Genomic DNA, 14,605 nt, shown 5'->3' with positions numbered 1-14,605 from the left:
GAAACCTCCTGTTCAAATGCTTAAAGAAAATAAAACAATGAACAGGAAGGCACCATTGCGATCCTGATGTCTTGTACATACAAGAATATATACAAGCTAAGATGTGAAAACTGAAATATTGCTACTTCAGCTTGGAGTAAAATGCTATTCAAAGGCTAGCTACCAAATAAAAATATATACTCACACATTTTAAAAGTCAACTACTGAAATATTAATTTATTTGCTTTGTACCGACGAAACAAAGCAATAGATATTTATAGAAAACAAACCATAAAACTTGTCTAAATCGGGCAGTTTGGCGTGCCTATTTTCATCTTAATAAGCTGCAAAATCTCCATGAAATCAAAAATGGCATATATAAATGGAGATAAAAATGAAATTTAAGTCTATTACAGCTTCACTTATCCTTTCCTTTTCACTATCACCAGCCTTTGCTGGTACTGGAACCGGAACTGCTGAAATCTCAGCAACCCCGCCATCTTTATCGGTGGTCGAAGTTCAACCGTACACGATGACGTTGGAGCGCTTGCCCGGAGCCGCCCCAACTGGAGGTTTCTCTCTAAAAAGTTGGGCGACTTACCTTGCGAAAAATCCGGAGGACACGGTACAACCTGGCTGCCTAAAAGTGTCGGGAGACATGAACAAATCGGTTGGAATTTCCATAACTAACCTATCCAACCCAACAGCGCCGGGTGGAGCAACTCTTAGCTTCAGTGGTACACCTAAAATCGATCTTCGTACCTCAAATGTGGATTGCTCGGATGCGATCGCGCAAACATCAACAGGAGTCGGTTTAAACGCTGCACCTTTAACAACAACCACTTCATCCTCGGGCGAGCTTTACATCGCCTGGTCGTATCGCCAACCCGCCACAGCCTCATCAGGATTCATGCAGCTCAGCGCATGGGAAGAAGGGATCTTTTCTGGAACCGTCGATATCGCCGTCGACTACCAATAATTCCAGAGTGTCAGGGCCAGCAAAACGTTGGCCCTGACCATTGCCAATTCACAGAGGTCCCAATGAAGTCCCTTATTAATTCAGGTTTGATGGTAGCAATGGTAGCGCTTCTATCTCTATCTAGACCAGCATCAGCCTTCCAACTCAAGATCCACGAAGTGGACATCGCTCACAAGGCGGTTGCTGAAATCCCCGTTGCAAATACCTTAAATTCACCAATAGTCGTGAGAATTACCCCCCCGGATGGAGTGCAAGTATTCCCCCGTAGTTTCCAACTTCTTCCAGGAGAACGGCAAGTAGTAAAAGCACGTGAGAGTAATGGAAAAGCATTAAAACCAGACGCGAAGATGGCATTCTCATATGCCGTACAAAGCGAAGAAAAACAAGGCGTTCACTCAAGAATCACGCTCAGACTCCCGGTCAGGGAGGAGTCTCGATGATGAAGAAAAAACTTTCACATGTGAAAGTTTTTGTGCCCACAGTCTTGGCCGCAGCTTTCACACTTACAGCCTCACCTACACGTGCGGATGACTACTTGATGCAGCTTGTCGTGAACGGACAAAACAAGGGGGAATATCTTGTTTCTCGTGAAGCAGATAGCACCATTGCTGAACCAGGTCTATGGCAAGCCGCTGGTGTAAACACAAAAGAGCAACTACCCTTGGAAAGGCTAAATAACCTTGGTCATGTCAAAATTGTTTGGTCAGAACAAACCATCTACTTTTACCCACGTAATAACACAGCCAAGCCCCAAACGATCACGCCAGAGGTTACAATTGAACCAAATGTATCCAATCTGGATGTAAAATCCTTTGACTACTTTCTCACCTATCAAAAAAAAGGTGATATTGCGGGTAGTATCACGGGAACAGGCCGAGTCGCAGATCTCGATGTTGATGTTAGAGCGGGGATAGGAGGACAAGAGTCATATTTCTCATCACAATGGCATAGCGAAGAGAATCGCTATATAAAAGACGTTGAGCTGGGACGAGTGCAGCGATATGGATTAGATGGCTTTGCCGTAACAAACGAAAACTATTTGGCTACAGGTTCATTTTCTAGTGACCAGATAGAGTTGTACTGGCCTATTGGAACAAGGGTAGATGTATACCGTGGCGGAACCTATCTAGAATCTCTGGTTCTGGATAGTGAGCCGTTCTCTTACAAAATCGAGCTGGATTACAACACTAATCTATATAAGTTTGACGCTGTATTGCCCGATGGCACAACGGACACCAAAACAGTAGAAAGAGCCATTTCGGGACGACTTGCGCCAGTAGGAGGTTTAAACTACCAGACAGCTATAGGCAAGTCTCCAATCTCAAATGAAAGCAAACTAATTGGACACTTAGCCTACGGAGTGACTAACGAATTGTCGCTTTTCGTTGGTCAGGATGAACAGGAAAGACATTATTTTTCCGCTTTATACGCACAAGATGATTTTTCATTTGAACCCGCCTGGTATGGTAATAGTGGATACGCTATGAATGGATCCTGGCAAAGTGACAATTTGTCTATTTTTGGCCGTTTTAGTGATTTGGATAACTATAAACTACGCTCTTTTAGCATTTCATCTCGCTCTCTGTTCCAGCCAACCGTTCAGTATTCTTCTCGAAAGCACAATGGCTATGAAACCGAAGATACAACTCTTCGAACATATCACAGTACTCGTATTGATACTCTGAGCACTTCCCTTTCTCTATCTCCATACTACTCTCGCAGTTTAAACAATGGAGTTAGATCAGATACCTTTGGCGGACGAATGCTCGCGAATATAAAGGATGGCTGGCAGCTTCAGGCATCTTATGAGTATGAACACAACAATATTGGTAGCCTTGGGGATGTGGAGCGTTTCAATGGAGAGCTATCTAAACGGTTCAACCTGGGACGGCTCACTTATCGCTTCACCGCTAACAATTATGGTCATGGGTGGGAAAGCCAGCAACAAAGCCTACGCGTCGATCTTTGGAACTGGAAAGCCGCGACTGTGTCAGCATCGTTCAATCATTCACCAACTGGTGATAACAACATTGGAATATCCATCAGTGGTAGCTTTGGCCGCTCCGGATTCTCAAAAAACCCTCAACGTAACCAAGCACAGCTAGAGCTCTCAGCCTGCAAAGATTTAAATTTTAATGGGGTCTGTGAACCATCTGAACCTGACGTTGAAGGCGTAACTGCAACAGTGGCGGGAAGAGAAGTTGTAACACCAGCTATTGTGGACTCACTCACCCCCTATAAACGTTACACAATTCAAGTAGGTGATAGTTTCGGCTTGTCTCCTCGTCACAAGGTAGTGGAATCAACAAGGTTGATAAGAGGGGGAATAAATCGGCTACGTTTACCGTTAACTGAAATTCGTGAAATTGAGGGACAACTGGATCGTGATGGGATTAGAGTTGCTCTCATTGATACAGAAACGGGAGATGTTATGGACGAGCAAACCACCAATTTTGGAGGCTGGTACCTGTTTTACGCACCATCTGAACGCAAGGTTAAAGTTGTGGTGCGACCAGAGGCAAGACTAGCTAATAACTTTCACATGTGAAAGTTTGATGTATCAATTGTCCATATGAAACAACCCAGTTGATATTCATTTTCAAAAAAACGCTCTATTTGTCCATGATGGGCAATTCCAGAGGACATCACCGGAAAGGAGAAATGGGATAATAACAACAAATAAAGTAAGAGAAGGTAAAAAAATGACTGAGAAACAAATCGCTGAGTTATTAACTAGTATCAAATCTCTGACTAATCAGACAAAAGAGATTATGACTATTTCAGAGTGCTCATTATATACCGGGCTTTCAAAGTCCTACCTCTACAAATTGACACACAAAGAAAAGATCCCATTCTCTAAACCTTTGGGTAAAAGAGTCTACTTTGAACGTTCAAAAATTGATCAGTGGCTGTTGCGTAATAATAAAGGAGGTTTCGATGAAGCAAGCCAATAGATACTCTCCTCCACCTATAGATAAGCGCGGAGCGCTTCTCTGTGCCTACCGTGAATCTGAACGCTTTGTAAAAGAGAACGAGCGAGAGCGCATAACATCGATTAGCAGAACAACTTGGTGGAGACTGGAAAAAGCTGGTCAAGTACCCAAAAGGAAAAGAATTGGAGGAAGCACGGTCTGGTTGCTGTCAGACATTCTAGCTTGGATGCAAAAGTAACAGCACAACGATAAGCCTTGCTGTAAGAGAGTAATAACGGTTCATACTGAGTATTAAAGTATCATACTAAAATGGCAGCGATCACAGTCGATACGCTGTCATTCCTAAATCGAAAATGCCCCATTCGGTGTTAACGTAATTACTCAGTGGTAAATCGTGCCACTAAAATCACCATACTTTTGTTCATGGTTGCCCGCCGACAGACCGTTACAAAAACTCCCAAAAATTTTTATTTTGGGATAAAAATTCACTAGGTTGAAAGTGAATGTTCATTAGAGAAAGGTAGAGAGATTTCTACTTAACCTAGATGTCACCTCAAATACACTTAAAAACCTAACAAAGATAAAGAGTTAATGATGGAAATTAGAACAGCTATCCTTAAGGATATTGAAGAACTTTCTAACCTATTTCATAAATATAGGCAGCTATCAGTGAGTCTAGACAATTCAGCAACTATAACGGAGTCGGAGCTGTGGGTGATGGATACAACCAATCATGGTTAAGCGGCTTTTTTAGTAGCCGAAAGAAATGTTTCTTGCATCGTTTGCGTCGACCTTTTGTCTATCGGCGAACGACTTAACATGCTGCGTTAGTATGCGTGATACCTTGAAACTAAGCCCTAAAAAGACTCGCCCCTAATATTGTGATGAAGCACATGACTCTATAACCTGTGGTGTATTATCTGGAAGTTGACGGATTGTATGGAGCAGTTTGTCTCGAAGGACCTTACGATTTGACGAGATGGTACCGTCAATATTCAATAAGCATACTAGAAAGAAGTTCTTAGCCAAATCGATCCCAATAACTTTAATCGACATGGCTGTTACTTCTGATCTTAATAGCTGTACCTGTAGTGTGGTGCAACAATGTAAGAAGTGAGGTGCGTCCATCACATCAAAGCCGTTCCCTTGGCATGTATAAAATGTCAAATTAAATGGTATACTCTCGCAAATTAGCGTAACGCAAAATAGAGAATTACTGATGTCTGACACGCAATCATCATCGAGAAAACTAAGTATCTACATTATTACAACGATTTTAGTAATTTGGCTTTATAGCCTTTGGGCCGACAGGGTTACACCAATCACCAGCAGTGCTCGGATCCATTCTTATCTTGTTCAGATCGCACCTGAGGTAACAGGCAATATCATTGACGTTTCAGTCAGTGACAATCAGATCGTGAATGCCGGCGACCTTTTGTTCCGAATCGATCCAAGAAACTACGACATTGCTCTTAGAGCGGCTCAAGCAGAGTTGGAGTTAGTCGGTCAAAGTATTGGCGCAAATACTGCGGCCGTAGAGGTTGCACAGGCTAGAGTTGTAGAAGCTCTGGCTGCGAGAAATAATGCTCGTGAGCAAGCAGCCAGAACGGAAACACTGGCTAAGCGGGGGGTCTTAAGTAAGGCAGATCTGGACAATGCACTAGAATCAAAAACTCGTGCGCAAGCTGGGCTGGAGGCCGCGGAAGCTGCATTAGTGCAAGCAAAACAAAACTTGGGGCCTGCTGGTAATAACAACCCGCAAATTCTCGCGGCGATGGCCAAACTTGAAAAAGCTCAGCTTGACCTTCAAAAAACCAATGTTACTGCGCCTTCAAAGGGAGTTGTGACTAATGTCCAACTCACGAACGGACAACGCGCTAATGCTGGCACGCCATTATTAACATTCATTGACCCTCGTGGCGTATGGATCTCGGCCCAGTTACGAGAAAACTCTCTTGAACATATTCGAGAAGGACAACGTGTCGATATTGTATTGGATGCGCTGCCAGGTCGTGTTCTCTCCGGAAAAATTGACAGCATTGGCTGGGGGACAGGAGGCAGTAATAATGTAGATGCCACTACAGGTTTTTTAGTCGCAGATAACAAGGCAATCAGTGCCCAGCGTTACCCTGTTAATATTGTCTTTGATGACGTAGAGAGACTTTCAAACGTCCGATTTGGTTCTCAAGCTACCGTTGTAGTCTATACTGAGAAAAGCAAATTTGGTGAGTGGCTAGCAAGCATTTGGATGCATGTACTGAGTGTTTGGACTTATGTTTCGTAGCGCCGCGAATCCGGTGCTTCGTTTGGTTTTAGCACCATCAATACTGCTCTTTTATCTCTCAGCACATGGAGCGATTTTGCCCATACTTGCCCCAATTTTTGTGGTGATTTTTTTAACGATCATGCCATCAAAACCTCCCGTAGATATGCTGATTAAGCTTCTTGCGGTTATGGTATTTGTCAGCCTTGGTGTTGTATTGTTAGGGGAACAGCTCATCGATTCTCCAACGGGCTACGGGCTTTATTGCTGGGCGCTTTTATTCTGGAGTTTTTACCGAAGTCACGAAAATCCCAAAGACATTTTGGCCACATTTGTCTTATTGGTTGTGATTATGATGAGTGTCATCAATCTGCAATTCGGTATATCAAGTTTTGGCTTGCCAGCACTGATGCTTGAAGCGAGTGTCATCGCGTTGATCGTCACTTACTTTAGCTTTTTGCTGTTCCCAGGCGATGAAAAAGAAATAAAGACTGATGAAGAGGACCCCAAAGGAGCAAACTCCCACCTGGGGCTTATCTTTTTCAAAAGTATTGCAATGGCCTTAGTGATGGTTGCGCTTATCGCTTCAGGAAGCTCCCAATCCATATTAATTGGTATTACCATCAGTAGTATGATTAGGGTGCCATTTTCTGATGATCACCGCTTATTTAGTCGGAATCGTATCACGACCACCGCTATCGGTATACTCTTCACGCTCCCAATGGTTCTGCTTTCGATTGTTGGCTGGCCTACATGGGCACTGTTCGGCGCTACGTTGTTTTTAGGCTTGCAATTGGCTTGCTTCGCTATGCGCCAGCGATGCCGTATGAGTATCTATCAACTCCTGTTTACCAACTTTTTTGTTCTTGTCAGTCAGGTTTTAAATTATCAGGGAGATGACCCATTCTCCTCTCACTTGACGCGATTAATATCAATCGCAACAGCCATTTTGATTGGTTACTTGATACTTAACCTTACTCAGACTACTTCTCACTATGTGGTTGATAAAGTAGATTAATCGTCATTACTTGGGTTCAACTTTGACTAACTCGTTCTTAAGGAGGTTTTTTTGAAATGGATGCGTGTTCTAGTTATTGCTAGCTGTTTTGGATTGCTTGCGTGTTCAGCTTCCAACCCATTAGTGACTGAAAAAAAGCTTAGCTACCACTCTGGCTATCAGGAAGGTAGCACTCTGGCCAAATATTATGAGCAGCTTCGCCCTGAAACGGTGAAAGACAATTTAACCGGCTTTCACTCTCTCAATAATGGCGATGACGCCCTACTCGCCCGAATCGCCTTGATTACAAGTGCTCAGCACTCGTTGGATTTGCAGTACTACCTGTTTGGAGATGATGAAACAAGCAAAATCATCACATGGCGGCTCTATGAAGCAGCGCAACGCGGCGTCAAAGTGAGACTTTTGCTTGACGATATGCAGCGTCGGGACGACCAGGTCATGGCGCTGTTGAATGACCATCCGAATATCGAAATACGTCTGTTCAATCCATACACCAACAGGTTTTTCCGGGGTTTATCTTTCCTCACCGATTTTTCTCGACTCAATCATCGTATGCACAATAAATCGATGACTGCCGATGGTGTGGCAGCTATTGTGGGTGGTCGGAACATCGGCAACGAATATTTTTCATTTTCCACCCAAGTTGAATTTGGCGATTTTGACGTGCTGCTTTTTGGTCCTGCGGTTGTTGAAACAGCAACTCAGTTTGATTTGTACTGGAACAGCGACCAAACACAATCTGTCAGTGCGCTTGTTTCGCTCTCTGATTACGAGACGCAATATGCCTTGGAAGACCTTGTTGATGTGAACGCATTAGAAGCGCCTTTTAGAGACGGTGAATATGACATCAGCCAACTAGAGCTATTTGAGCACCTAAAGCACGGTACGCTCAAGCTTTACTGGGGTGAAGCAGTACTCTGGTATGACTTACCAGACAAGGTAGAAACCCGTGATAGTCAGGTAGCGGAACAACTCGCCGAAAGACTAAACAATGTAACTGACTCCATCTTGATCATTTCTCCTTATTTTGTGCCCACTGAAGCAGGTACCCTAGGACTGAAAAGGTTGGCGGAGAGCGGAGTGAAAGTTACGATTGTCACTAACAGCTTGGCTTCAAATGATGTTTTCGCGGTTCATGGCTGGTATGCCAAATATCGAGAAGAATTGCTGGAAAGTGGCATTACCCTTTGGGAAATTAAAGCCAGTGCAGAAATCAAACGCCAATGGAGTTTGATCGGGAGTCAGCGAGCAAGCCTCCATGCCAAAGTCATCGTCATCGATGATGCTGATTTTATTGTTGGATCGATGAACTGGGATCCTCGCTCAGCCTATATCAATACTGAAATGGCAGTTCATATTACACATCCTGAATATGTTAAAAAGGCCACTGTTCAATTAAACAGTGCGTTGCCTAAAGACGCATATTACGTTGAGATTCGAGAGGGAAATTTACATTGGACAGATTTAGGGAATGGTAAAGTTTATGACAGCGAGCCAGAATCTAGTATCTGGAGAAGCATTGGAGCTTGGCTCTCTGGTGTTTTACCTATTGAAGGTATGCTTTAAATATAATCATTTCTTAAATATGGGTTGGTCCGTATTTTTACTCGTGCTGATAGAACGTTCGGTTCCAGCAAGAATTTTTCGTCGCTAGCCCTCTTCAGGCTGAAGTCATCAACGCCATTATTCCCACGGACTGCAAGTTTTTCATCAAGGGCCAATGGTTACTTGTCTAGCCCAATCATGATGGCGAACTTTCAGCTAATAAAAATCAGCCTTAGTTGAGATGCTTTTGACCGATCATCAACCAAGGCATCATGATTTTCTCATTGCCTTCAATGTCCTCTGCTCCTTCTGACTGATGCTTTGATATCTCAGGCAATTTGTTTTTCTTCCATCAAAACACCCATGTCCTTATGGCGTGTTTTGATGCTTAAGGGTATTCATGCAGCTAATAGATGTCTGTCAGAAATCATTATCCGCGTGAATTAATGTCTTTTACTCATCCTACTTATCGAATACCGATCCAGATAGGTCGAACTCGTTAACCGCACCTTCACCGCGAATAAAGATTCTGTGGTTGAAGCGCACGTAGTTGAGTTCGCCAGATGGGTCTTTCAGCAATTCACCAAGTGCTCCCTTATTCGGACCTTCGGTGATGATAAAATAACCCTCGGCCGTGTTTTCTACATTGGCAGGGGCAGGATCCGCTCCTTTAGTCAATGCTGAAAACTGGACAAACACATATTTGTCGCCATCTTTACGGATCTCAATGTTTTGGGAATTACCCTTAAACACACCGACGAAGGGGTCGAGCACAGATGGAGTCGCACCAACGGAGACCGGAGAGTTGGATTCGATTTTCGTAAAGGCTTTGACCATTGCGTTGGCCACTTTTTTGTAAGCTTCAGCTCCGCGATCGCTGTGAACCAAAACCACTACGGCAAAGTCGTGATCCGGGATCAACTGCAGAAAAGAACGCGTACCGGGCCAATTCCCCCCATGGCTAGGGCTTGTGGTCCCATCGTAGTCGTGGACGAACCATGTCAGTCCGGTAAAGTCTCCGGTCGAAGCCTCGACCGCAGGTGCGTGGGCATAGTCCAGTGCTTTTTTAGACAACAACTGCTTACCGGAGGCATCCTTACCGTCTAGCTGAAAGCGGGCGTATTTAAGCATGTCGGCCACCGTAGAGCGGAGTGCGCCGGAGGCTGCGGACTCTCTAATCAACGGAATGTAGTACGGCTTGAGTTCACTGATGCTGCCTTTCCCGTAGATCGGCGGATGGCCCCATGCGTAATCTTTAGCAGGAGGGGTAGCATCGTAATTAAAGGATGACGAATTCATGCCGAGCGGAGTTAACAGGTTCTCTTCGATCAGTGTCTCGATCGGCTTTCCACCGACATGAGACACTACATGGGTAGCGAAAGTGATACTGGTGTTGTTGTACATCCAGGTTTGATCGAACGGATAGATCTGCTGGGCGTAAGCCCCTTGAAGCATGACCTTCTCGGATATCGATCCACCTGGAGGAACACGAAGGAACCCATGGTCGCCATACCAGCCAGCACGATGGTGGAATAGGTCAACAACCCTCGCTTTAGACGTCGCCTCGGGATCTGAAACCCTCCACCACGGCAGAATATCGACGACACGTGCGTTTAAATCCAGAATGCCCTGTTCGGATTGCTGCATGGCTAGGGTCGCAAGGAAGGTTTTGGTCACAGAGCCAATTTGAAATTGTGTATCAGGGGTAACGGCCTCGTCGGTGCCTACCTTGGTGATACCGAGTCCGGCACTGTAGATGTTAGGTCCATGAATAACACCGACAGCAAGTCCCGGTATGTGCATTTCTTTGATCATTTTATTGACATCGGCAACGACGGCATTGAAGGTTGCTTGGCCTTCTTCTTTTGTCATTTTGTTACTTTGATGTGCCAATGCAGGCTGCATTGTCAATAAAGACGAAACTATTACGGTAGGTAATAATTTCATTTTCTTCTTAATGGCTTGATCCATATTTATACCTTTTTAAGCACTAACAGTTGAATTTAATTCGTTACTTTAAATAATAAAAGTCGTATAGCGTTCGGCTAACTTCTGCGATAGCCCGATCCCGATCAGCATCGGACGTCGTGCTGCTCTTGGTATATACCGCAATAGCAAAACGTCGGCCATCGGGTAGCGTTACAAATCCCACATCATTAGCAACACCGCCAATCGTGCCTGTTTTGTGTGCAACCGGTGTGCCTTTTGGCAGCAGTCCTTTTAGCCTTCCACTACCCGTGCGTGTACGAGACATGACATTAAGCAAGAATTCGCTACTTGTCTCGCTCAATGCTTTGCCGCTGTCGATCGCCAGAAGCAGTTCCAACATGGCATTAGGCGAGCTTTGGTCACGTAGGTCTTCCTGTTCAAACTTAAGGTTTCGAACTGATTGCTTGGCTGCAAGTGTTGGGTCTTTGGCGATGGCCTCAGCAAGTACTGAAGTATAGGCCTTGTCAGGTAAGCCATAGAAGTCTCTCAGAATTTCAGTAACATAGCGATCAACTCGTTGGTCTGTTATCCCAATGCTGCGAAGCTTCTTCGTGACCGCCTCCGGACCTCCCGCCAATTTAAGACAGATATCCGTTGCTGTATTGTCGCTTTCGGTAATCATGGGTTCAATCAAATTGGCTACAGACAACTTGATGCCGGGATGAACGAAGTTCTGTGCGATCGCGTTGTCGCCTGCGACCATCATATCTTGCGAAATATCAATTAAATCGGAAAGTTTAAGCTCACCTTTATCGACACGATCCAGCAAAGCAACGGCAATTGCAACCTTGTAGGTACTTGCCATTACAAAGGTTTCATCACCGTTTACGGTGACCCTCTCTCCTGAGCCTATTTCCTGAGCTGCTATACCGATGCGGCCAACTAGCCTCTGTGAAACTGTCTCAAGTTTCTGCGAAACATCTTTAAAATTATGCTCATTAGCAACTGCTGGTTGAATTGGAACAAATGACGAGATAAGTAAAGTAAAACAAAGTGCTATACTACGATTCATAAACCTCTCCATGGTTAGTTTTTTCATTTATCATCTTAGTTATTACGATTTCGTGATTCAACTTCGATTTGGCCCCAATAGCACTTTATCACACCATTTTTCATTAGTTACACTTGGTTAAATTTAACTGCATTTATCGAGCCAATAAACTTATTGTTAGATCACAAGAGCGTCCAATTTCTTGCGCATAACATCCCTATCTAATCTCCCTTTAGGGCCGATGAAAACAAGTCGAGTCGCTCTTTTTTCACCCTCTTGCCATGGATCGCCAATGGTCACTTGTGCACGTTGTCCTGTGCATTGGAAAATACAACGGTGATCGGGTTTATCATCAAGGTTTAAGATGCCTTTCATGCGATACGCATCGATAGAAAATTGCTGCAATAGAGGGTACAAGGCTTGCAGTGAAAGGGGACGCTCTGTTTCAAAACTGAATGTTTCAAACTGATGGTTAACGTGATCACAATGGTCATCATGACAGTGATGGTGACCGCCACCATGTTCTCTGTTATGGGATGAAACCTGAAGCCTCTCTGGTACTTCAAATAAAATAGGTAAATCGACTTTACCAAACTCAATTTCAACCAGCTTTGCAAATGGCGCTTGTACCTGACACCATTGTTTAACTTTTGCTAGCTCTTCTGGCTCTACCAGGTCGACTTTATTGACCAAAACAATATCAGCGACTTGAATTTGCTGTTCAGCTAATTCTGCCATCTGTTTTTCGAGCGTTAGTACATTTTTAGCGTCAATGGTGGTGATAATAGCATTGAGGGGCGCATGCTGTTGCAGCTCAGGATCTTCAAAATTCAGCGCCACTTCTTTTGGTTCTGAAATACCAGAGGTTTCGACCACAATGTGGTCTGGACGCTGTTCGAGTGCTAATAAACGCATCACAGAAACCACTAAACCTTCAGCGAGATTACAACAAACACAACCATTTTCTAGGCTGATCATATTGTCGCTTTCAGATTTTACCAGTTCAGCATCAACATTTATCGAACCAAAGTCATTGACGATAACGGCCATGCGCATTCCATTGGCATTGGTCAGAATATGATTGAGCAGGGTGGTTTTACCTGCCCCTAAAAATCCGGCTAAGATAGTGACTGGAATTGGCTTTTTACTCATCGACATTTCTCTATATCATTTCATGAAAAAGCTCGACTTGCGCCGAGCTTAATTATATTGAGAGTTAATTATGCAATAACAGGGTTGCGAATAGGTTCACCCGGATTGACGCCTAACTGTAATTCACCATTTGCAATGATGGGCGTACCGTTAACAATGACATGATGCATACCTTCAGACAGTGCATTAGGAGCTTCGAAAGTCGCATGCACTTTGATATCTTCAAGTTTAAATATCACTAAATCGGCATCTTTACCCACTTGAACACGGCCTTTATTTTTCATTTGTGGGACGCTGTTTTCTATAATGCGACATGCGTTTAAGCTACAACGCTCCATTGCCTCAACCAGTGAAATGGCTTTGTACTCGTTTACGTATTTACTAATAAAGCGAGTGTAACAAGCAATCGATCTTGGGTGAGCAATGGCGTCGCTTGGTAATGGCCATACATCACCTTCAATGACTTGTCCTTTTGAGTCCATCCAAGGCATTGCATCTGAAGCAATTGCAGCACCAGGAAACAGGACTGAACGATCCATTTTTTGACGATCAGATGGATTATCATCAGGTTTTAAGAAATGCATTACTACCACTTGGCCTGGGTTATTTGCTTGAAGCTCAGTGATCTTTTCTTGTGTTAGTGGTTTCCCATTAGCTTCCATGTAACTTGCACTTGGCACACCCCAGCGCGCTAACCAATCATCACCACGGAAAACTTCTGCGCCAATCAGTGACGAACCGGCACCGTAAGGGTAAGCTTCGGCTGTTATATTCAAACCACTATCAATCGCTGATTGTACTAAGTCCGCACAATCATCAATATCTTGCACAGAGGTACTATTCAGGTGACAAATGTGCATGTGTGCACCAGTCGTTGCAGATAAACTGATCAGTTCTTGATAGGCTTCAAAGCTGGATTTTGGTTCTGTACTGTTTAAGTAACGAACGTGCGTATAAGTTGGCATATTATAGCGTTTGGCGAGCTTCGCTAGCTCGTAGTACTCCTTATGGCCATAACCCGGCGCATAACCTGCGTTAATCCCAATGCCTAAACCACCTTCTTTCAGACCCTGCTCGATATCATTGAGGATCTGTTTTAGCTCATCTGGTGTTGCTAGAGTATTTTGCCAATTGTTGTATGAAAATGCTTTTTGGAACCAAACAATCGTACCATCCGCTGCTGGCATTGTTGGTTCTTTTGCCATAACTCGCGCGTAGGTCCAAGCAACCGAAGCGCCGTAGTTAAGAGGTCGACCTTCTTTTGCGGTATCATCGTAGAATTTAGAGATGGGTAATAAACCCGATTCCATTTCCAGTTGGGTGGTAACACCATCAAATGCTTGAGCGCGCGCCGCAGGAAGCTGTTGACCATGTGCATGTAAATCAACGAAGCCTGGAGCAACGACTAAACCTTCAGCATTAATTACTTTGGCCCCTTTTAAGGTATTTTTTGAAATAGCAGCAATACGCTTACCTTTGATCCCTACATTACGAATCGCATCTAAGCCCGTTTCAGGATCAACCACACGACCATTTTCGATAACAATATCAAACGGGCCTTTTTCATTAGGCATTAGGGAAATATTCTGTACAGCCAGTTTGTCGGAAGCTGCATGCAGAACCGAAGCAAATGGAAGTGTTGCTGCGCCAAAGGCTAATTTAGTTAACGTAGAACGTTTTGTATGGTCTATCTCATGAGATCCAGTCTGTTCAGTTAAGATGTCATCTTTCATTTTTTCCCTTATCTCATTAGCTA

Annotated in this window: 12 protein-coding genes; 8 read left to right on the top strand and 4 right to left on the bottom strand. The window is 44.0% G+C overall.

The annotated features are described in order from the left end of the window. The first annotated feature begins 373 nt into the window (after positions 1-373). The 8 genes from GVO60_RS16495 to GVO60_RS16460 all read left to right on the top strand — a co-directional run bounded on the left by GVO60_RS16495 (position 374) and on the right by GVO60_RS16460 (position 8,738). Positions 374-958, top strand: a complete 585-nt coding sequence (locus tag GVO60_RS16495) for a hypothetical protein (protein WP_025550516.1) — start codon at positions 374-376, stop codon at positions 956-958. Next, positions 904-1,398: a hypothetical protein gene (locus tag GVO60_RS16490; RefSeq protein ID WP_225874940.1), complete on the top strand. Its 495-nt coding sequence runs from the start codon at positions 904-906 to the stop codon at positions 1,396-1,398. Before GVO60_RS16495 ends, GVO60_RS16490 begins: the two co-directional genes overlap by 55 nt. Then, a complete protein-coding gene (locus GVO60_RS16485; RefSeq protein WP_159655963.1) occupies positions 1,395-3,506 on the top strand; it encodes a fimbria/pilus outer membrane usher protein in 2,112 nt (703 codons plus the stop codon). Before GVO60_RS16490 ends, GVO60_RS16485 begins: the two co-directional genes overlap by 4 nt. 154 nt (positions 3,507-3,660) lie before the next feature. Next, a complete protein-coding gene (locus GVO60_RS16480; protein WP_025550521.1) occupies positions 3,661-3,912 on the top strand; it encodes a helix-turn-helix transcriptional regulator in 252 nt (83 codons plus the stop codon). Then, positions 3,896-4,129 carry a helix-turn-helix transcriptional regulator gene (locus tag GVO60_RS16475; RefSeq protein WP_159655961.1) on the top strand — a complete coding sequence of 78 codons (234 nt, stop codon included), beginning with the start codon at positions 3,896-3,898 and terminating at the stop codon, positions 4,127-4,129. Before GVO60_RS16480 ends, GVO60_RS16475 begins: the two co-directional genes overlap by 17 nt. Before the next feature lie 981 nt (positions 4,130-5,110). Beyond that, on the top strand, positions 5,111-6,175 hold the full coding sequence (locus GVO60_RS16470; protein WP_159655959.1) for an HlyD family secretion protein: 1,065 nt from the start codon (positions 5,111-5,113) through the stop codon (positions 6,173-6,175). Continuing rightward, positions 6,165-7,172 (top strand): DUF2955 domain-containing protein, encoded by a 1,008-nt coding sequence (locus tag GVO60_RS16465; RefSeq protein ID WP_011081636.1) that lies wholly within the window; start codon positions 6,165-6,167, stop codon positions 7,170-7,172. The genes GVO60_RS16470 and GVO60_RS16465 overlap by 11 nt, the downstream gene beginning before the upstream one ends. Before the next feature lie 60 nt (positions 7,173-7,232). Continuing rightward, complete coding sequence (locus tag GVO60_RS16460; RefSeq protein ID WP_159656295.1) at positions 7,233-8,738, top strand: phospholipase D family protein; 1,506 nt, start codon at positions 7,233-7,235, stop codon at positions 8,736-8,738. 441 nt (positions 8,739-9,179) lie between these two features. Here the strand turns inward: GVO60_RS16460 and GVO60_RS16455 are convergent, their stop codons facing one another. The 4 genes from GVO60_RS16455 to GVO60_RS16440 form a co-directional block, all read right to left on the bottom strand. Further along, positions 9,180-10,688, bottom strand: a complete 1,509-nt coding sequence (locus GVO60_RS16455) for a serine hydrolase domain-containing protein (protein WP_159655957.1) — start codon at positions 10,686-10,688, stop codon at positions 9,180-9,182. A 40-nt stretch (positions 10,689-10,728) separates the two neighbouring features. Further along, entirely contained in the window at positions 10,729-11,718 is a 990-nt protein-coding gene (gene bla, locus GVO60_RS16450; protein ID WP_225874939.1) for a class A beta-lactamase, read from the bottom strand. 156 nt (positions 11,719-11,874) lie between these two features. After that, a complete protein-coding gene (locus tag GVO60_RS16445; protein WP_159655955.1) occupies positions 11,875-12,849 on the bottom strand; it encodes a CobW family GTP-binding protein in 975 nt (324 codons plus the stop codon). 68 nt (positions 12,850-12,917) lie between these two features. Continuing rightward, positions 12,918-14,582, bottom strand: a complete 1,665-nt coding sequence (locus GVO60_RS16440; protein WP_159655953.1) for an amidohydrolase family protein — start codon at positions 14,580-14,582, stop codon at positions 12,918-12,920. Positions 14,583-14,605: the final 23 nt, after the last annotated feature.

It is taken from the genome of Vibrio atypicus (assembly GCF_009811315.1).
GTDB lineage: Bacteria > Pseudomonadota > Gammaproteobacteria > Enterobacterales > Vibrionaceae > Vibrio > Vibrio atypicus.
This window is presented reverse-complemented; position numbering and strand designations above follow the sequence as displayed.

Excerpts from the sequence above, each read along its gene's own strand:
- GVO60_RS16480 (WP_025550521.1), top strand. The coding sequence starts at position 3,661 with ATGACTGAGAAACAAATCGCTGAGTTATTAACTAGTATCAAATCTCTG.
- GVO60_RS16440 (WP_159655953.1), bottom strand. The coding sequence starts at position 14,582 with ATGAAAGATGACATCTTAACTGAACAGACTGGATCTCATGAGATAGAC.
- GVO60_RS16470 (WP_159655959.1), top strand. The coding sequence starts at position 5,111 with ATGTCTGACACGCAATCATCATCGAGAAAACTAAGTATCTACATTATT.
- GVO60_RS16460 (WP_159656295.1), top strand. The coding sequence starts at position 7,233 with ATGCGTGTTCTAGTTATTGCTAGCTGTTTTGGATTGCTTGCGTGTTCA.
- GVO60_RS16490 (WP_225874940.1), top strand. The coding sequence starts at position 904 with ATGGGAAGAAGGGATCTTTTCTGGAACCGTCGATATCGCCGTCGACTA.
- bla (WP_225874939.1), bottom strand. The coding sequence starts at position 11,718 with ATGAATCGTAGTATAGCACTTTGTTTTACTTTACTTATCTCGTCATTT.
- GVO60_RS16485 (WP_159655963.1), top strand. The coding sequence starts at position 1,395 with ATGATGAAGAAAAAACTTTCACATGTGAAAGTTTTTGTGCCCACAGTC.
- GVO60_RS16455 (WP_159655957.1), bottom strand. The coding sequence starts at position 10,688 with ATGGATCAAGCCATTAAGAAGAAAATGAAATTATTACCTACCGTAATA.
- GVO60_RS16445 (WP_159655955.1), bottom strand. The coding sequence starts at position 12,849 with ATGAGTAAAAAGCCAATTCCAGTCACTATCTTAGCCGGATTTTTAGGG.
- GVO60_RS16495 (WP_025550516.1), top strand. The coding sequence starts at position 374 with ATGAAATTTAAGTCTATTACAGCTTCACTTATCCTTTCCTTTTCACTA.
- GVO60_RS16465 (WP_011081636.1), top strand. The coding sequence starts at position 6,165 with ATGTTTCGTAGCGCCGCGAATCCGGTGCTTCGTTTGGTTTTAGCACCA.
- GVO60_RS16475 (WP_159655961.1), top strand. The coding sequence starts at position 3,896 with ATGAAGCAAGCCAATAGATACTCTCCTCCACCTATAGATAAGCGCGGA.